Origin of the sequence: Mangrovibrevibacter kandeliae (genome assembly GCF_024519155.1) — a bacterium.
GTDB classification, from domain to species: Bacteria; Pseudomonadota; Alphaproteobacteria; order Rhizobiales; family Rhizobiaceae; genus Mangrovibrevibacter; species Mangrovibrevibacter kandeliae.
The window spans coordinates 302,296-320,258 of record NZ_JANIFJ010000004.1 but is presented as its reverse complement, the minus strand read 5'-3'; the positions used below and the strand labels follow the sequence as shown (position 1 = coordinate 320,258).

Here is a 17,963-nt window from a genome sequence, read left to right as displayed (position 1 = left end):
CGGCGCGCCGGGAGGATCGTTCGCCGTGTCGCTCAGGGGCCGCCTCGCGCTCGCCACCGCGCTCGCCTGTCTCGCCGCCCTCCTGATCGGCAGCGTCCTCGCAGGCCTGCATGTTCGCGCCCGCCTCGCCGAGGCGATGGCGGCCGACCGCGAGCTCGCGCGGGGCAGCGTCGCCCGAATGCTCGCCGAACTGCCGGCCGCGGCCAATCCACGCCAGGAGCTGGAGGCGCTGGTCCGCCTCTTCGACGGCGCAACCAACGTCCGCCTCTCGCTGATCGACGGGAGCGGAACCGAACAGGCCCGCTCCTATCTCGCCGCGCCGCGGGCCGCCGTACCCGGCTGGTTCGAGGCGTTGGTCGCACCCGAGCCGGACGCAAGCCGGATCTCGCTCGCCGGCTACGCCGCCCCGATCGCGGCGGTCGGGGTGCGCGTCGAGCCGCGGAGCGAGCTGGCGGAAGTCTGGGCGGCGATGCGGCTCGGCCTCACCATCCTCGGCCTCGTCGCGGGCCTCGCGCTCGGCTTCGGCTGGATCACCATCGCCCTGTCGCTGCGCCCGCTCGACCGCCTCGCGCTGGCGCTCGGGCGGGTCGGCGCCGGCGACTACACGCTGCGCCTGCCGCGAACCGGGCCGCCGGAGATCGCCGGCCTCGCCGGACGCTACAACGCCATGGCCGAGCGGCTGACCGCCATGGCCACCGAAAACCGCCGGCTGTCGGAGCAGATCCTGCGGCTGCAGGACGAGGAGCGCGCCGAACTCGCCCGCGATCTCCACGACGACATCGGGCCGCTGCTCTTCGCCATCGACGTCGATGCCTCCGCCATTGCCCGCGCCGTGCCCGCGGCCGAATCCATCCACGGGCGCGCCGAGGCGATCCGCGGCGCCGCCGGCCAGGCCCGCACCGCCGTGCGACGCATCCTCGACCATCTGCGGCCCGGCCTCGCGCCGAGCCTCGGCCTCACCGCCGCCCTGCGGCATCTCGCCGAGGATCTCGGCCGCCGCCACCCGGACGTCGCGATCAGCACCGCCTTCGAGGAGGGCGCCTGGCCGGCGGTCGTCGAAGCGGCGATCTCCCGTGCCGTGCGCGAGGCGGCCGTCAACGCGTTGCGCCACGGGCATCCGACGCGGCTCGCCTTGTCGGTCGGCGCGGACGCGCATGCGATCCGCTTCACCGTTGCCGACGACGGCGGCGGCTGGCGCGGCCTGCAGGCCGAACCCGGCTTCGGACTCCTCGGAATGCGCGAGCGTCTCGCCGCGCTCGGCGGTGCCCTCGAACTGGCCGAGACGGTGCAGCCGCCGGGCCTCGTGGTGTCCGGCAGCGTGCCCTTCTCAGCCGAGACCGAGGCAACGGCCGCTGCCTCCGTCCGAGCGGACGACGGCGCCAAGTCGCTCGACCGGACCGCGGCATGAAGATCCTGATCGTCGACGACCACATGGTGGTGCGCGACGGCATCCGCCGGCTCGTCGCCGAGCTCCCGGACGTCCAGACGGCGATGGCCGAGACGCCGGGCGAAGCGCTCGCCGCCTTTCGCGCCCATCGGCCGGACGTGACGATCCTCGACATCAACCTGAAGGGCGGCAGCGGTCTCGACGCGTTGCGACGCATCCGCGCGGACGACCCGAAGGCGCGCGTCGTCGTCTTCTCGATGTATTCCGACCTCGCCTATGCCACCTCCGCCCGGCGCGAGGGCGCGCTCGGCTACGTATCCAAGAGCGCGCCGTCCGACGAACTCCTGACCGCGATCGTCAAGGCGGCGCGTGGCGAACCCCATGTCGATGCGCTGACCGCGGCCGAGATGGAGGCCGCGCCCCCCAACACCGCGCAGGCTTTGTCGACACGGGAGCTGGAAGTTCTGCACATGCTCGGCGACGGGCACAGCCTCACCGAAATCGCCGACGGGCTCGGCGTCGCCTACAAGACGGTCGCCAACACAGCGACGCGGATCAAGGAGAAGCTCGGCCTCGAGCGCACCGCCGACCTCGTTCGCTTCGCGCTGGAGACGCGCGGCGGGCGGCTTCTGGAGGGCGGTGCGTAGCTCGGCGGCGGGGCGTGGCCCTGTCGATGACGCCCGAGCATGGCCGTGACGGCATGCTTTGCCCGTCACTTTCCCCGTCCCGGATGTTGCATGACGGCGGAGCGCGCTATGTCGGTGTCCAACCGCGACTCAGATGAGGACATCACGATGCGTCTTGGAATTGTTGGTCTCGGCCGGATGGGCGGCAACATCGCACGCCGGCTGATGCGGGGCGGCCACGAATGCGTGGTCTACGATCGCAGCCAGGAGGCGGTGCAGACGCTCGGCGGCGAAGGCGGCGTAGCGGCCTCCTCGCTCGCCGACATGGCCGAGAAGCTGCAGTCGCCGCGTATCTTCTGGGTGATGCTGCCCGCTGGCGCGCCGACCGAGCAGACGATCGAGGAACTCACCGGCATCCTCCAGTCCGGCGACGTCGTCATCGACGCCGGCAACACCTTCTACAAGGACGATATCCGCCGCGCGAAGACGCTCGCCGAGAAGGGCGCCCACTACGTCGACATCGGCACCTCCGGCGGCGTCTGGGGCCTGCAGCGTGGCTACTGCATGATGATCGGCGGCGACAAGGAGACGGTCGATCTCATCGATCCGATCCTCGACACGCTGGCCCCCGGCTATGGCGACATCGCCCGCACCCGCGGGCGCAACGCGCCGGACGAGCGGGCCGAGCGCGGCTACATCCACACCGGCCCGGCCGGCTCCGGCCACTTCGTCAAGATGGTCCACAACGGCATCGAATACGGCATGATGCAGGCCTATGCCGAGGGCTTCGACGTGCTTGCCTCCAAGGCCTCCGAGAAGCTGCCCGAGGACGAGCGGTTCGAGCTGAACCTCACCGACGTCGCCGAGGTCTGGCGCCGCGGCAGCGTCGTGTCGTCCTGGCTGCTCGACATCATCGCCGAGTCGCTTGCCAAGGACGGCAAGCTCGAAGGCTTCTCCGGCCATGTCGGCGACACCGGCGAGGGCGCCTGGACGATCCACGCGGCGATGGAGGAGGCGGTGCCGGTGCACGTCCTGTCGGCCGCGCTCTACGCCCGCTACCGCTCGCGCGTCGAGAACACCTTCGGCGACAAGCTCCTCTCCGCCATGCGCTTCGGCTTCGGCGGCCACGTCGAGATCCCGCAGTAGGCGTGTCGCGCCGCGCCGTCGTCGATCGGGAAGTTCTCCCATAGGCGGAGCGGCGCGGTCCCGGCTAGCTTGACCTCGAGGCTGCCGAGACCATCCTGACCTCCCAACCAGGATCGCGCCGGTCGAGGCAGCCGCATCCATCGCGCATGGCGGCAGCCCGCCATGCAACGCCTCCCATCGAGACACGCGGCAAACGCGGCCGGTGGAAGGGGAGACAGGCGCTGCAGCGCCCGGCAGGGAGGAGACATGACCCGTCTACCGGCTGCGGCGCTCGCCGCGGTGCTCGCCGGCCACGCCGGCCCGGCCTTCGCCTACAAGATCTACGTCTCCAACGAGCGCGGCAACGACATCACCGTGCTCGACTCCTCCGACTTCTCGGTGGTCGAGACCTTCCCGGTCGGGCAGCGGCCGCGCGGCATCGCCGTCAGTCCGGACGGCAAGACCCTCTATGTCTGCGCCAGCGACGACGACACCATCCAGGCCTATGACACTACGAGCCACAAGCTCATCGCCAACCTGCCGTCCGGGCCGGACCCGGAGCTCCTCGCCCTCTCGCATGACGGCAGCCAGCTCTACGCCGCCAACGAGGACGACAATCTCGTGACGGTGATCGACCTCGCGACCAACCAGCGCGTCGAGGAGATCCCGGTCGGCGTCGAGCCCGAGGGCATGGCCGTCTCGCCGGACGACAAGGTCATCGTCAACACCTCCGAGACGACCAACATGGCGCACTTCATCGACAAGGAGAGCCATCTCATCACCGACAACGTTCTGGTGGATTCGCGGCCGCGCTTCGCCGAGTTCAAGCCGGACGGCTCCGAGGTCTGGGTGTCGGCCGAGATCGGCGGGACGGTCAGCGTGATCGACATGGCCAGCAAGGAGATCAAGCACAAGATCACCTTCGCGATCCCCGGCCTGCGCTCGGAGGCGATCCAGCCGGTCGGCATCCGCATCACCAGAGACGGCAAGAAGGCCTTCGTGGCCCTGGGTCCGGCCAATCGGGTCGCCGTCGTCGACGCCACCACCTACGAGGTCGAGGACTATCTCCTCGTCGGCCAGCGGGTCTGGCAGCTCGCGTTCTCGCCCGACCAGAAATACCTGTTTTCCACCAACGGCATCTCCAACGACATCTCGGTGATCGACGTCGATGGGGACGAGGTGATCAAGTCCGTGCAGGTCGGGCGCGAGCCATGGGGCGTCGCGGTGACGCCGCAGTAGCGGCCACCGCGGCCGGCAATGTCGGCAGGACGGCAGGACGGCAGGACGGCAGGGACGCCAAGCGGAACACCGCGGCGTCGATCGGGAGGGAGCAGTTCATGAAGGCACATTGGCTGATGCTGGCCGCGGCGATGCTCGCGGTTGTACCGTCGACGACGGTCCTGGCGGACGACGACGACAAGGACGATGCGCAGCGGGGCAAGCCCGTCGCGGCCGAAGCGCAGGTGCTGACGCTGCCGAAGGGCGCCGACCTCCTGCCGGCGAGCGCGATCAACGGCGACCAGATCGGGCTGCCGAAGAAGTCGCTGTCGAGCCAGATCCTGCCGACCTTGACGCTCGGCGCGCCCGATTCCGAGTTCCAGATTGCGCCGCAGAAGGACTTCTACCTGCGCGCCGGACAGGCCTATCGCTGGGACATCGCCTCGAATGGCGGCCTCGAATACAAGTTTCAGGCGCCGGGCTTCTTCCGGAACGTCTGGATGAACCAGATCGTGATCGACGACCGCGAGATTCATATGGCGGGCCCGCCGGCCTGGCTCGAATATGATGGCCAGGGTCCGATCACGGTGCAGTTCCAGACGATCCGGCCGGGCCGCTACGACTGGTATGTCGAGGGGCTCGACGGCGAACAGGGCATGAAGGGCACGATCACGATCGTGCCGTGAGGGGCGAGATGCAGGACCTATCGACGGCCAGTCCTGGCATGACGGCGCCGGCACTCGACATCGAGGCCGTCGGGCATGCCTATGGCGCCCGGCGGGCGCTCGACGACGTCTCGTTTCGGGTGCCGCGCGGCAGCTTCACCGTCCTGCTCGGGCCGAACGGTGCGGGCAAGTCGACGCTGTTCTCGCTGATCACGAGGCTGTTCGCGACCCGCGAGGGCCGGATCGCGATCCTCGGCCACGACCTCGCCCGTACGCCGGGCGAGGCGCTGCGCCGGCTCGGCGTCGTCTTCCAGGCGCGCACGCTCGATCTTGACCTGTCGATCCGCCAGAACCTCGTCTACCACGCCGCGCTGCACGGCATCCCCGCCCGCGTCGCAAAGGCGCGCATGGGCGAGATCCTCGCCGGCAGCGATCTCGTCGACCGGCTCGGCGACAAGGTGCGCAACCTGTCCGGCGGCCAGTCGCGCCGGGTGGAGATCGCCCGTGCGCTGATCCATCGCCCGCGCCTGATCCTGCTCGACGAGCCGACCGTCGGCCTCGACATCCGCTCGCGCGCCGAGATCGTCGCCGAGGTCCGCCGCCTGGTCCGTGAAGAGAATGTCAGCGTGCTCTGGGCGACGCATCTTATCGACGAGGTCGACGCGAGCGACCGGGTCGTCGTGCTTCATCGCGGCACGGTGCTCGCCGAGGGAACGGTCGCGGACGTCGTCGAGGACACCGGCACCTCCGGCATCCGCGATGCCTTCGCCAAGCTCACCGAGACCCGGCTGCACGCCGTCGGCCTGGAGCTCGCCTCGTGAGCGTCCTGACCGCCTCCTACGTCCGTGACGAGCCTCGCGGCTTCTCGGCCGGGCACTATGCCATCTGCTTTGCCGGCATCGTCTGGCGCGAGGCCCTGCGCTTCCTGCACCAGCGCGAGCGGTTCATCTCGGCGCTGGTCCGCCCGCTGCTGTGGCTGTTCATCTTCGCCGCCGGCTTCCGCCAGGTGCTCGGCGTCTCGATCGTGCCGCCCTACCAGACCTACGTGCTCTACGAGGTCTACATCACGCCCGGGCTGATCGGCATGATCCAGCTCTTCAACGGCATGCAGTCCTCGCTCTCGATGGTCTACGACCGCGAGACCGGCTCGATGAAGACGCTGCTCGTCTCGCCCCTGCCGCGCTGGTTCCTCCTGGTGTCCAAGCTCCTCGCCGGCGTCGCGGTGTCGCTGCTGCAGGTCTACGTCTTCTTCGCCATCGCCTGGTTCTGGGACGTGCGCCCGCCGGTGACCGGCTATCTCACCGTCTTCCCGGCGCTCGTCCTCACCGGGCTGATGCTCGGCGCGATGGGGATGTTCCTGTCCTCCATGGTGCACCAGCTCGAGAACTTCGCGGGCGTCATGAACTTCGTGATCTTCCCGATGTACTTCGCCTCCTCCGCGCTCTACCCGCTCTGGCGCATCCTTGAGGCGAGCCCGCCGCTCTACTGGATCTGCCAGTTCAACCCCTTCACCCACGCCGTCGAGTTGATCCGCTTCTCGCTCTACGGCGAGCTGAATCTCATCGCCCTCGCCGTCACCCTCGGCTGCACGCTCCTGTTCCTCGGCGGGGCGATCCTCGCCTACGATCCGGCGCGCGGGATCATCAGCCGCAAGCGGCAGGTCGGCTGAGGCGGGAGCGACACCCGGCAGCGGAGGAGAGACGCATGCGCCCCAAGATGACCGGCCGTTCCGGCCTCGCCGCCTGCGCCGCGGTCGCGGCGGTCCTCGCCGCCGGCGCCGCGCTGGCGCAGACGCCGCCGGCTGCGATTGCCCAGATGCCGACGGCCGCGACCAGCGCCGTCGTCGGCGAGCCGCAGCGCCAGGTCTACCTGCCGTCGAACACCGGCAGCGGCGGCGATGCGGACGCCGTCTGGCCGTGCCAGCAGCGCAAGGTGCCGGTGCTGTCGCCGGCGCAGGTGTGGCAGGGACCGGACATCGGGACCGCCGGCGACGTGCCCCGCAGCACCGCCATGCGACGGCTGGTGGAGGACGTCGCCGCACGCCGCACGCCGCTCGACGAGGCGGAGAAGCAGGCGACGGATTTCGTCGCGGCGCTGCCCGCCGACATGCGCCAGGCAGCCGGAACCGCCGTCTTCTCCGATCTGTTCGACCGGCTCACCGCCGAGCGGTCCGAAGTGATGCGCGGCATCGAGCGCTACGGCGCCAAACAGACGGCCCTCGCCGACAAGCTGCGCCAGGAGAACGCCGCGCTCGACGCCCTGCGCCGCGCCAGCGACACACCGCCCCAAACGGTCGACGCGGCGGAGCAGCAGTTCCTCTGGGACAGCCGCATCTTCGACGAGCGCCGCCAGTCGCTGAGCAGCGTCTGCGAGGTGCCGACGCTCATCGAGCAGCGGCTGTTCGCGCTGGGGCGAGCGATCGGCGGCGCGCTCTGAACCCGCCGGGGACCTGAGTCCCCTCACCGGCCGTCCCCGCGCCGCTGCCGCTGCCGATCGTAAGCCCCTTCTCCTTTTGCCGGCGGAAGATATCTCTCACCGCATCCGCAGGACGGCTCCTCCGCACGCAGGGTTGCGTCGGACGCACCGCCTGCCATCACAGGAGAGCGTCATGGCCGACTTCAGCCAGATCAAGGAACACATGGACGTCATCGGTGCCGACGGGGTGCATGTCGGCACCGTCGACCGCGTCGAGGGCGAGCGCATCAAGCTCACCAAGGCGGACAGCGGCGAAGGCTCGCACGAGGGCCATCACCACTACATCTCGCTCGGCCTCGTCGCCGACATCGAGGGCGATGCTGTGCGCCTGTCGGCCAATGCCGACGTCGCCGTCACCTTCGAGGAGGAAGAGGACGCCTCGCCCGTCGAGGACTGAGTTCGGCTACGCTTCCGGGTCACGCACCCGCTCCGGACACGCCCGCGCGCGAGGCGAACCCTCGGCGGCGGCGTGGCCGGCACCGCCCATCTCCCCCTTTGCGGGGGATGGGCGGCAACGCAAGCGGTTCGGAGGCGACCGGCGACCGGGAGCAAGCCGACCGCCGATTCCCTCCGAGGATTTGTCCCCTTCGGGAAAGACTTCAGTCTCCCACGGCTGCATCGCAAGCTTTCAGAGCCACCCGAAATCGTTCTGCCGAAGCGCGTTCGGTCCGGGTGCCGGCTTCAGCGACGGTTGCAGGGGGATACGACCGAGACAAAGAGCGAAGGAACCGGCGCGAACGAGCCCGGCTTTTCGGGTTACGCGCAAAGCGATCTCCCGCAGCTTCGGAGGGACATCGTCGACACCTGGGCACGGGGATTAGACCGTTCTTCTCCCGGAATGGTCCCGCTCGCGTAAAACCAGAACGGGTTCCGTGAGGCGCTGAAGGGCTCGAAGGCCGTCGCCTCACTCGTCCGGGCGGTTCTGCGGCTCGGCCCGCTCCAGTGGCAGGCCGGCCTCTCCCCAGGCGTCGGTGCCGCCCGGAAACCACCGGATGCCGGTGTAGCCGAGTGCGACCGCACGCTTGCCGGCATTCCAGCTCATCCAGCAGTCGCGCTGGCAATAGAGAACCACCGGCCGCGAGCGGTCGCCGCCGGTCGCCTCTTCCAGGCCCGCCTCGAAATAGGCCTCCATCGCCGGCGGCAGCGCGCCGTACCCGGTGTCCACCAGCCAAAGGGAGCCGGGAATGTCGTCGCGCGGCTTCGGTCGCCAGACCGTTCCCGCCGGCAGGTCCTTCGGCCGCGGCGCCCGCGGCAGCACGTCGACGAAGGCCGCGCCCTTGTCGCGCCATAGCCGCTCCGCCTCGGTGACGTCGATGACCTCTGCGCCCTCCAGCGTCGCCGGTGTCGGCGCACGGTACTCGCCCATGCGATACCCTTGCGGCTCGGGGGGCGTCGGTCCATTCGCCCCGGCCTCGGACGCATCCGCGAAGCGGGGCTGCACCGACCTCGGCTCACCATTGGGAGCAGCCCCCAGCGTCGACCCTTGCGCACCTCTAGCCATCCAGCCAGACGCGATGCTCCCCGCGGTGGCCGCTTCGACGCGTTCGAGGCCGATGCGCACGGCCCGGCTTGCGGATTGCGGCTCCTGCCCGTGCCCGTGCCCCTGGGGCGCGGCGAGGACAGCCGCCGCCATCGCCAGGAGCACGCCACCGGGCACCGGCGTCACTTCGAGGTCCCGCCCGCCGTGGTGATCGGATGGTCCTGCTCGTCGAGAAGCGGCATTCCGTAGTCGAGCAGGATCGCGTCGATCGCCGGCTGGTTCTCGCGGATCACCGTGTTCAGGGTGCGCTTCCACTCCTGGTCGGAGGGCCGCACGCCCATGGTGATGCGAAACACCATCGTCGGCCCCCGCGGCTCCTTGACGAGCGGCGTCAGCGTGAAGTCGCCGCCGGCCTTGGCCGTGTACCAGGCGGCCATCGGCCCCCAGAGAATCGCCGCGTCGATCGTTCCCGCCTTGAGATCGGCGATCATCTGCCGCGCCGAATTGTCGATGCGCGTGTCGACCAAGAGCGGATAGGGCTTGGCCTTCGCCATCAGCCCGGCGCGGGCCATGTAGCTTGCCGGCGGCGTCCCGGCGACGACGCCGATCCGCTTGTCCTTCAGCAGCGGGTCCTCGATCGTCTCGACCCCGTCCAGCGCCCCGCCCTTCGGCACGACCAGCGTATAGGCCGTGCGGTAATAGGCGTTGGTGTTCTGCACCAGCTCGTCGCCCTGGGGGTAGCTCATGATCACGTCGCACCGGCGCGAGCCGAGCGTCATGCGAACGAAGCCGGTGGCCTGCGGGAAGAACGTGTACTCGACGCGCTTGCGTCCGAGCTTCGGGGCGAGGAATTCGGCGAGCTTGTTTTCGAAGCCCTCGCCGGCCTCGTTGGAGAACGGCAGGTTGCTCGGATCGGCGCAGACCCGAAGGACGTCGGGATCGACAAGCTCGATCGCGCCGCCGAAGGCGCGATCCTGCTGCGCCGAAGCCGCGCCCGGCAGGACCAGCGCGGCGAGGCCCGCCACGGCTGCGGCGAGAACCGGCGAAGCGGAGCGCCTGCGCCCCGCTCCTGCGGCGATCTTCAGAAGCCGAGACACGAATTCTCCGCATCCTGCGCCGGCTTGTTGGCCGGCGGCCGCTTCGGCTCGCCGCGCGGCGTGACGCCATCGGCCCGGCCGCGGATGTAGATGTAGATCGCGTCGAGGAAGCACATCACGTTGGGGTCTTCGCCCCAGGCCGGCATCACCGAATTGTTTGGATGCCACTTGTTCTGCTGGCCGTTCACCACGATGCCGGTGAAGTCGTAGTAGCTGAGCGCCTGCAGCTCCTCGGTCAGGTTCGGCGCGAAGGACGAGCCGAGCGCATCCGGCCCGTGGCACTGCATGCAGTTGGCGGTGTACTTCTTGTAGCCGCGCCAGGTGTAGTAGTCGGCCATGCCGTCGTCGCCGTAGTGGTAGACGGGATTGCCTTCCGGATCGGTGTATTTGCCGAGATCGCCCTCGGTCGCCTCGTTGCCGAAGTTCTTCGTGTCGGAGGAGGGACTGGCATCCACCTGGCCGACGGTGGCCGGCGCTTGTCCGGCAGGGGCGGTCTGGGCGAAGCCCTGGCTTGCGCCGAGAAGCGTGATCGCACCGGCGAACGCAACAAGAAGTGTCTTCATTCGAAAGGCCCTGAGCTGAATTCCGTCGGACCCGGCGATCGCGGGGCCCAAGGCCGCGCCGGCTCTGCAACGGAGCCGGCGCGACGGGAGGTCTTTCGCGTCGGCTCCGGAAAGCGGCGATCCCGGGGAATCGCCGCTTTAACGGGTGACGCTTCGGTCGTACCAAGCGTCCGTTACTTCGAGGCCGTCTGGTCCGGCACGGTGAAGACGGTCAGCTGGCCGCCGAGCGCCGTGTACTTCGACAGCGAGGCATAGCCGCCGACGGCGCCGAGACCGGCGTTCGGATCGGTGAGGCCCGCCGCGAGGCCGATGCCGGCCCAGCCGCCGACGCCCGAAAGCACCGCGACGTACTCCTTGCCGCCCTGCTCGTAGGCCATCACGTTGCCGATGATGCCGGAGGCGGTCTTGAACTTGTAGAGTTCGTCGCCCGTCTTGGCGTCAACGGCCTTCAGATAGCCTTCCAGCGTGCCGTAGAAGACGATCCCGCCCTTGGTCGCGAGCGCGCCGGACCACACCGAGAACTGCTCGGGCAGCGACCAGACGATCTCACCCTTGGCGGCGTCCCAGGCGATGAAGTTGCCCATGCCGCCGTGGCTGTTCGGTGCCGGATACATCGACAGGGTCGCGCCGACGTAGGGCTGGCCCGCCGAGTAGGCGACGCGGAACGGCTCGTAGTCCATGCAGACGTGGTTGGTCGGCACGTAGAACAGGCCGGTGTCCGGCGAGTAGGCGCTCGGCTGCTGGTCCTTGGTGCCGAGCGCGGCCGGGCAGATGCCGGTCGAGTTGGTGTCCTCGCCGTTCTGCTCGGTCGAGTACTGCGCCACCACCTGCGGCCGGCCGTACTGGTCCGAGTTCTTGTCCATGACGACTTCGGTCGCCCAGTTGACCGCCGGATCGTACTTCTTGGCGACCAGCAGCTCGCCGGTCTCGCGGTCGAGCGTGTAGGCAAAGCCGTTGCGATCCGGATGGAACAGGATCTTGCGCTGCTTGCCGTCCACGTCGATGTCGGCGAGCATCATCTCGTTGACGCCGTCGAAGTCCCACTCGTCGTGCGGGGTCATCTGATAGACCCACTTCGCCATGCCCGTGTCGGCGTCGCGGGCGAAGATGGTCATCGACCACTTGTTGTCGCCCGGCCGCTGCGAGGGGTTCCAGGTCGAGGGGTTGCCCGAGCCGTAATAGATGAGGTTCAGCTCGGGGTCATAGGACAGCCAGCCCCAGGTGGTGCCGCCGCCGATCTGCCACTGATCGCCTTCCCAGGTCTTCAGCGACGAATCCTTGCCGACCGGCTTGCCGAGCGCGGTGGTCTTCTCCGGATCGAACAGCATGTCCTTGTCCGGCCCCGTCGAGAAGGCCCGCCAGGCCTGCGAGCCGTCCTTCAGGTTGTAGGCGGTCAGCTTGCCGCGCACGCCGAACTCGCCCCCCGAGTTGCCGACGAACACCTTGTCGCCCACCACCATCGGCGCGGACGTGCCGGTCTCGCCCTTGGTCGCGTCGCCGTCCTGGACCGACCAGACCTGCTCGCCGCTGTCGGCGTTCAGTGCCACCAGCGTGGTGTCCGCCTGGTGCAGGATGATGAGCGCCGGCTGGCCGCCCTGCGCCGGCGCATAGGCGACGCCGCGGTTGACCGTGTCGCAGCACATCACCGGAATCACGTTCGGATCCTGGCGCGGCTCGTATTTCCACTTGATCGCGCCGTCGTTCTTCAGGTCGAGCGCGTAGACGATGTTGGGGAACGGCGTGTGCACGAACATCGTGTCGCCGATCACCAGCGGATTGCCTTCGTGGCCCCGCAGCACGCCGGTGGAGAAGCTCCATGCCGGCACGAGGTTCTTGACGTTGTCCTTGTTGATCTTGTCCAGCTCGGAATAGCGCGTGTTGGCGTAATCGCCCGTGGGCATCGCCCAGTTGGCTGAATCCTTGGCCAGATCACCGAGGCTCTGGTCGGCCGCGAGCGCGCCGCCCGCCAGGCCTACCATCATGCTTGTCGCGAGCGCGGCCCGCAGCATCGTCCTGTACATCGTCTTCCTCCCAACCCATGTCAAAGACAGGGAGCGCGGCCATAGGGACGCGTTCCGTCGACTCTCGAAATGGGGAAGGTTTCCGGCAGCGTGTCACGACCGCCAATAGGGGTCTTGGTGGGCACCGTTGAATTCGCCCTACCGTGGCCTTCGAGGTTTTCCGCCGGCGCTCCCAACACCTGCGACCTTGAAGCCGGAAACCATGACTGCAAGCTAAGACGAGAGCAGCAAACTGGCAAGCAGCGATGCAAAAATTATACTGTGCGCCGCACAAATGTGGCAGCGCAGCAAAATCTTTACTTCAGAGCGCCAAGATGATTGGCGGCCGGATCCGTGAAGATCCGAGCCTCACAGGGAGCAGCATTTGCGCTTCCGGTCAGCTTCGCCACGATGTGGCGCAGTGGCGCCGCCAACCTCCCATGCAACGCGCGGGGCGGTGATCTTCGCCAGGACGACGGTCGGCGCGTATGGGCGGCAAGCGTCCATAGTTTCACTTCACCGATCCGTAAGCAGTATGTCTGACTTACGACATGCTGCTTTGCTGGCGGTCGCGCCGGCTTTTTCGTCGCGACCGTTCCCGGTGCAGCGCACATCGCCTAAGTTGAGCGCATGGCTTTGTGCACCCCCATCGAAGGCGTGCGGAGCGTCGGCCCTGCCGCTCTCGCCGTCCTCATGAGCGTCTTCGGATCGGTCCCGTGTGCCTGCGCCGAAGACACCCTGGCGTTCGACGAGATCGCGCCGCACGTCTATGCCCATGCCGGTGCGGTCGCGCTGCCGAGCTCCGAGAATCGCGGCGACACGTCCAATTTCGGCTTTGTGGTCGGCGACGAGGCCGTGGCGGTGATCGACGCCGGCGGCAGCCTGCCGGTCGCCCGCGAGGCCCTCGCCGCCATTCGGCGGGTGACCGACAAGCCGGTCCGTTACCTCATCCTCACCCACATGCATCCGGATCACGTCTTCGGCAGCCGCATCTTCAAGGACGCCGGGGCGACGATCGTCGGCAGCGCCGCACTGGGCGACGCGCTGGCGGCGCGATCGGACACCTACCTCGCAAGCTATCGCGACCAGCTCGGGCCGGCGCTCGTCGAGGGCGTCGAGCTGTTGCCACCGGACCGCAGCGTCGACGGCAGCCTGACGCTCGACCTCGGGCACCGTGCTCTTCGGCTGCAGACCTGGCCCACCGCCCACACCAACACCGACCTCACCGTCCTCGACACGACGAGCGGCACGCTGTTTGCCGGCGATCTCGTGTTTCTGGAGCATCTGCCGGTGATCGACGGCAGCCTCACCGGCTGGCTGAAGGACATCGAATCGCTCAAGGCCCTGCCGGCCGCGCGCGTGGTGCCCGGTCATGGTCCATCGGTCGCGCCGTTTCCGGCGGCGCTCGAACCCGAGGCGCGCTATCTCGAGACGCTGAAGCGCGACCTCGACGCGGACATCGACGCCGGACTCCGGCTGGAGAATGCGGCGGCGAGCGCAGCCGCAAGCGAAGCGGCGAACTGGCAGCTGTTCGACGCGTACAACCCACGCAATGCGACGGCCGCCTATGCCGAGCTCGAGTGGCAATAGGCGAGCGTCGACAACGGAGTATCGGGGGCACCGAAGTTCGGGAGGAGACGTCAGATGTCGCAGTCGATCTTCACAGGCCGGAGCCGCATGGCGGCCGTCCTCGCCATCGGCCTCACGGCCGCAGCCATGAGTGCGCCGAGCGGCGCGAAAGCGGCCGAGCCGGGTGCGGACGAGGTCTGGCAGGGGCTGGTCACCGATGTCTTCGAGGGCAAGCCGATGCAGGACGGCACCGGCATCGTCAGCCTCGAGGCGCCGGCGCGCGCTGCTGACCCGGCCCTCGTCCCGGTCACGCTGTCGGTCGATCCGACCCGGCACATCCGCAAGCTGACGCTGGTGATCGACCACAATCCGGCGCCGGTCGCCGCGAGCTTCACCCTCGGCGACGGCGCCGGGGTGACCCGGATCGAGACCCGCGTGCGGGTCAACGCCTATACCGACATCCATCTCGTCGGCGAAGCGGACGACGGCACGCTCTACGTCACCAGCCGCTACGTAAAGGCGGCCGGCGGCTGCGCCGCGCCGGCCTCCAAGGACCCGGCGGCCGCGGCCAGGAGCATCGGCCAGATGAAGCTGCGCCGCTTCGGCGCGGCCGAGGGCTCGGGCGGCACCCGCGACGAGGCGCAGCTGATGATCCGTCATCCCAACAATTCGGGCCTGCAGAAGGATCAGGTGACGCTGCTCTACATTCCCGCGCATTTCATCACCGAGCTGACGGTGGCACGGGGCGAGCGCACGCTCTTCACGATGGAGGGCGGCATCTCGATCTCGGAGGACCCGAGTTTCCGCTTCGACTATCGGGCGGACACGCCGGAGCCCTTCCACGTGAAGGCGGTCGACACCGAAAACATGACCTTCGCGCACGATTTCCCGGCCGACGCCTCCTGAGGCGCCGGCAGCGTCTCGCCCCGCCTCACTCGAAGCAGCGGATTTCGGCCTCGGCCTGCGCCCGGCGCAGATCGCCGATCGCCGCCTTCGATTCGGCGGTCGAGCGGAACAGCGAGCCGTTCTCGCCCTGCACCTGACCGAGGCTGAGGAAGGTCGAGGCCTCCTCGTAGCGCGTGTAGGGCAGGATCGAGGCGACCACGTCGAACGAGCAGGAGCAGCGCTCCATCGCCTGGTGGGTGCTGCCGTTCGTCTGCATGCAGGCGAAGACGTAGTCGGCGGTGGCGACCGTCGGATAGTCCTCGGCGGCCGATGCGGGACGGGCCGCCGCCGTCAGGCCGGCAGCGAGAAGCGCAGCGGCGAGAACCCGCGCAACCATTGATCTCATGTCGTTCCTCCCGGTGCCCGCCGGAAGATTAGAGCCGTCGGCGCCACGAGAGAAGATGCGACGGGCGGCTCAGCCGAAGACCACCGTCTTCTTGCCGTTCAGCATCACCCGGCTCTCGAGGTGCAGCTTGACGGCGCGCCCCAGCACCCGCGCCTCGATGTCGCGGCCGACCGCGACGAGATCGTCCGCGCTCAGCGCATGGGTGACGCGCTCGGTCTCCTGCTCGATGATCGGCCCCTCGTCGAGGTCGGGCGTGACGTAGTGCGCCGTCGCCCCGATCAGCTTCACCCCGCGCTCGTGCGCCTGGTGATAGGGCTTGGCGCCCTTGAAGCTCGGCAGGAACGAGTGGTGGATGTTGATCACCTTGCCGAAGAGGCGGTTCGACAGGGTGTCGGACAGCACCTGCATGTAGCGGGCGAGTATGACGAGATCGACCTCGGCGCTCTGCACGAGGTCGATGAGCCGCGCCTCCTGCTCGGCCTTGGTGTCGCGCGTCACCGGCCAGTGGTGGAAGGGAATGCCCTGCGCCTCGGCGGTCGACCGCGCGTCCTCGTGGTTCGACACGATCGCCGCGACCTCCGCCCGCAGCCAGGCAACGCGGATCTGGTAGAGGAGGTGCTGCAGGGCATGGTCGAACTTCGACACCATGATGACGATGCGTGGCACTCGCGCCTCGGCGACCAGCGCGGTCTTCATGTCGAAGCGCGTCACCGCCGGCTGCAGCGCGCGCTCCAGCTGCTCCCGGCTCGTCCCCTCCGGCGCGGTGAAGCCGATGCGCATGAAGAAGCGGTCGGTCCGCCGGTCCCAGAACTGGCTGGACTCGGCGATGTTGGCGCCGTTGGCGGCGAGCTCGGTCGTCACCGCCGCGACGATGCCCGGCCGATCGACGCAGGAGAGCGTGAGAATGAAGGTGTTGAGCGCCACGATACCTCCGCCGTCCCGATCGCCGCGCCATCGGGCGATCTCGATGCGGCACCGCGCCTTACGGCATTTCGCGCCGCGGCGGAACCGGGCGCGGGTGCTGGCGCGCGGGCATCAGGCGTGGATAAATGCGAAGATCAGCCCGAAGATCAGGACATAGGCGGCGATGAAGGCGCAGAGGCGCATGAAGCCCTGCATCTCGCCATCCTCGAAGAGCTTGCGCCACAGATCCGTCATGTCCCCTCCCCGATCGTCGCAGGCCGGGGGAATCGCCCGGCCAGCGCCGCACCTTGGCCGAAGATCGACGGGAGCTCAACCGGGGCGGATGCGGAGCTGGCGTCCCGCCGGTGCGCTTGCAGCGGCGAACGCCCTCAGCGCTGCATGATGGCCATCACCTCCGGCGGCGGCAGGCTGCCGCCGACGGGCGCCGTGTCGAGGTCGGCCGTGAGCACCCACCCGGTGCGCCCGCTGCGGGTCGAACGGACGCGCGTCCAGGCTCCGCTCTTGCCCAGCACCTCGACGGCCTCCGCCTTGTCCAGAACGGAGACCACGGACTTTTCGGGTGCCGGGCCGCTCCGCATCGGCAAGTCGATCTTGGCGTGCAGGCTGCCGCCGGCGGCAGCGACAGCCGCCGTTGCTCCACCCGTTGTCTGGATCTGCGGCATGCGGCTGCGGCGCGACAGCTCCGGCCCGGCCGATGCCGCGACACCCGCCTGCGGGATGGCACCCGGCGGCAGACGCTGCGGCACGATCAAAGCCGACGAGCCCTGCGGCTGCGGACGGACCGGCTGCATGCGGACGGCCCGCGGCCGGCTGCGCGGCAGCGGCGGGTCGACGTCGTCTGCCGGACCCGTTACCGCGGCCGGCGCCGGCCGCGCCAGCTCGACGTCGCGCCTGATGGCCGCGGTTCGAATGGCATCGGGGCGACGCGAGGGCACCTCGACGGCATCCGGAGCACGGGCCGGCGCCGTGCGCGCCATGCGGGGTGCGGGCGCGCCCCGTCCGGTGACGCGCGACCAGCCGCTCGCCGCCATGGCGCCCACGGTATCGGGAAGGCGGGAGAGCGAACGCGGCACCCAAGTCTTGCCCGGAAGGGCGTCGGTCGGCAGGTTCGCGGCGGCGAGACTGCCCGCCACCAGCCACCCCGTCACGGCGATCAGTCTGCCCATTCCCACTCCACCCGGTCGATCGGTCCGGGCGCCAGTCTAGCGGCGATATGGTTGCCAAAGGCTCACCGGACGGGCCGGACACGATGGATCCGCCGCGACACGGCCGGACGCTCCGGGCAGAAGCGGCTCAGGCGAGATCAGCCTGCTGGTGAGACTGCGCGCTCCGCTCGATCCCGGTCTCGTCGCCCTCAACATTCCCGTCGGGGTTCTCGAGGACTTCGTCGACGAGCTGGTCGGCACCCGCGGCCGCATCGGGAAGGCTCGGCTCCACCGGCTGGTGCAAGCCCTCCTCGCCCGCGTCGTTGATCGAGCCGATGCTGGTATTGACGTCCGTATCCGGCCGCGGCCGACCGATCTCCGACATAGCCAGTCCTTCC

20 protein-coding genes are annotated in these 17,963 nt (G+C 69.1%); 11 read left to right on the top strand and 9 right to left on the bottom strand.

All coding sequences use genetic code 11. From position 1 onward, the window contains the following. Window positions 1–25 precede the first annotated feature (25 nt). The 9 genes from NPA30_RS13300 to NPA30_RS13260 all read left to right on the top strand — a co-directional run bounded on the left by NPA30_RS13300 (window position 26) and on the right by NPA30_RS13260 (window position 7,893). A complete protein-coding gene (locus tag NPA30_RS13300) occupies window positions 26–1,408 on the top strand; it encodes a sensor histidine kinase (RefSeq protein WP_256803180.1) in 1,383 nt (460 codons plus the stop codon). After that, complete coding sequence (locus tag NPA30_RS13295; RefSeq protein WP_256803179.1) at window positions 1,405–2,034, top strand: response regulator transcription factor; 630 nt, start codon at window positions 1,405–1,407, stop codon at window positions 2,032–2,034. Before NPA30_RS13300 ends, NPA30_RS13295 begins: the two co-directional genes overlap by 4 nt. Before the next feature lie 147 nt (window positions 2,035–2,181). Further along, complete coding sequence (gene gnd / locus NPA30_RS13290) at window positions 2,182–3,159, top strand: phosphogluconate dehydrogenase (NAD(+)-dependent, decarboxylating) (RefSeq protein ID WP_256803260.1); 978 nt, start codon at window positions 2,182–2,184, stop codon at window positions 3,157–3,159. 246 nt (window positions 3,160–3,405) lie between these two features. After that, on the top strand, window positions 3,406–4,377 hold the full coding sequence (locus NPA30_RS13285) for a YVTN family beta-propeller repeat protein (protein ID WP_256803178.1): 972 nt from the start codon (window positions 3,406–3,408) through the stop codon (window positions 4,375–4,377). 98 nt (window positions 4,378–4,475) lie between these two features. After that, window positions 4,476–5,042, top strand: a complete 567-nt coding sequence (locus NPA30_RS13280) for a cupredoxin domain-containing protein (protein ID WP_256803177.1) — start codon at window positions 4,476–4,478, stop codon at window positions 5,040–5,042. 8 nt (window positions 5,043–5,050) lie between these two features. Beyond that, entirely contained in the window at window positions 5,051–5,842 is a 792-nt protein-coding gene (locus tag NPA30_RS13275) for an ABC transporter ATP-binding protein (RefSeq protein WP_256803176.1), read from the top strand. A 5-nt stretch (window positions 5,843–5,847) separates the two neighbouring features. Continuing rightward, window positions 5,848–6,690 carry an ABC transporter permease gene (locus NPA30_RS13270; protein ID WP_256803259.1) on the top strand — a complete coding sequence of 281 codons (843 nt, stop codon included), beginning with the start codon at window positions 5,848–5,850 and terminating at the stop codon, window positions 6,688–6,690. Window positions 6,691–6,725: 35 nt separating this feature from the next. Beyond that, a complete protein-coding gene (locus tag NPA30_RS13265) occupies window positions 6,726–7,457 on the top strand; it encodes a hypothetical protein (protein WP_256803175.1) in 732 nt (243 codons plus the stop codon). Between the two features lie 172 nt (window positions 7,458–7,629). After that, the gene (locus NPA30_RS13260) at window positions 7,630–7,893 is read left to right on the top strand and encodes a DUF2171 domain-containing protein (protein ID WP_256803174.1); all 264 of its coding nucleotides are present in this window, start codon (window positions 7,630–7,632) and stop codon (window positions 7,891–7,893) included. A 507-nt stretch (window positions 7,894–8,400) separates the two neighbouring features. On the opposite strand, the gene NPA30_RS13255 is transcribed toward NPA30_RS13260, so the two are convergent. The 4 genes from NPA30_RS13255 to NPA30_RS13240 form a co-directional block, all read right to left on the bottom strand. Next, window positions 8,401–8,937, bottom strand: a complete 537-nt coding sequence (locus tag NPA30_RS13255; protein WP_256803173.1) for a PQQ-dependent catabolism-associated CXXCW motif protein — start codon at window positions 8,935–8,937, stop codon at window positions 8,401–8,403. Between the two features lie 221 nt (window positions 8,938–9,158). Continuing rightward, complete coding sequence (locus tag NPA30_RS13250; protein ID WP_256803258.1) at window positions 9,159–9,983, bottom strand: substrate-binding domain-containing protein; 825 nt, start codon at window positions 9,981–9,983, stop codon at window positions 9,159–9,161. A gap of 74 nt (window positions 9,984–10,057) precedes the next feature. Beyond that, a complete protein-coding gene (locus NPA30_RS13245) occupies window positions 10,058–10,636 on the bottom strand; it encodes a c-type cytochrome (protein WP_256803172.1) in 579 nt (192 codons plus the stop codon). A 173-nt stretch (window positions 10,637–10,809) separates the two neighbouring features. Beyond that, window positions 10,810–12,657, bottom strand: a complete 1,848-nt coding sequence (locus NPA30_RS13240; RefSeq protein ID WP_306228889.1) for a methanol/ethanol family PQQ-dependent dehydrogenase — start codon at window positions 12,655–12,657, stop codon at window positions 10,810–10,812. Window positions 12,658–13,266: 609 nt separating this feature from the next. On the opposite strand from NPA30_RS13240, the gene NPA30_RS13235 reads away from it, so the two are divergent. Beyond that, window positions 13,267–14,226, top strand: a complete 960-nt coding sequence (locus tag NPA30_RS13235) for a quinoprotein relay system zinc metallohydrolase 2 (protein WP_256803171.1) — start codon at window positions 13,267–13,269, stop codon at window positions 14,224–14,226. A gap of 54 nt (window positions 14,227–14,280) precedes the next feature. Further along, entirely contained in the window at window positions 14,281–15,111 is an 831-nt protein-coding gene (locus NPA30_RS13230) for a quinoprotein dehydrogenase-associated SoxYZ-like carrier (RefSeq protein WP_256803170.1), read from the top strand. Between the two features lie 25 nt (window positions 15,112–15,136). Here the strand turns inward: NPA30_RS13230 and NPA30_RS13225 are convergent, their stop codons facing one another. From NPA30_RS13225 to NPA30_RS13205, 5 genes are all read right to left on the bottom strand, one after another. Next, the gene (locus NPA30_RS13225; RefSeq protein WP_256803169.1) at window positions 15,137–15,496 is read right to left on the bottom strand and encodes a hypothetical protein; all 360 of its coding nucleotides are present in this window, start codon (window positions 15,494–15,496) and stop codon (window positions 15,137–15,139) included. A 69-nt stretch (window positions 15,497–15,565) separates the two neighbouring features. Then, a complete protein-coding gene (gene purU / locus NPA30_RS13220; RefSeq protein ID WP_256803168.1) occupies window positions 15,566–16,420 on the bottom strand; it encodes a formyltetrahydrofolate deformylase in 855 nt (284 codons plus the stop codon). 111 nt (window positions 16,421–16,531) lie between these two features. Beyond that, entirely contained in the window at window positions 16,532–16,654 is a 123-nt protein-coding gene (locus tag NPA30_RS13215; RefSeq protein ID WP_256803167.1) for a hypothetical protein, read from the bottom strand. Window positions 16,655–16,788: 134 nt separating this feature from the next. Continuing rightward, window positions 16,789–17,586, bottom strand: a complete 798-nt coding sequence (locus NPA30_RS13210; protein ID WP_256803166.1) for an SH3 domain-containing protein — start codon at window positions 17,584–17,586, stop codon at window positions 16,789–16,791. A gap of 127 nt (window positions 17,587–17,713) precedes the next feature. Beyond that, on the bottom strand, window positions 17,714–17,950 hold the full coding sequence (locus NPA30_RS13205) for a hypothetical protein (RefSeq protein WP_256803165.1): 237 nt from the start codon (window positions 17,948–17,950) through the stop codon (window positions 17,714–17,716). Window positions 17,951–17,963: the final 13 nt, after the last annotated feature.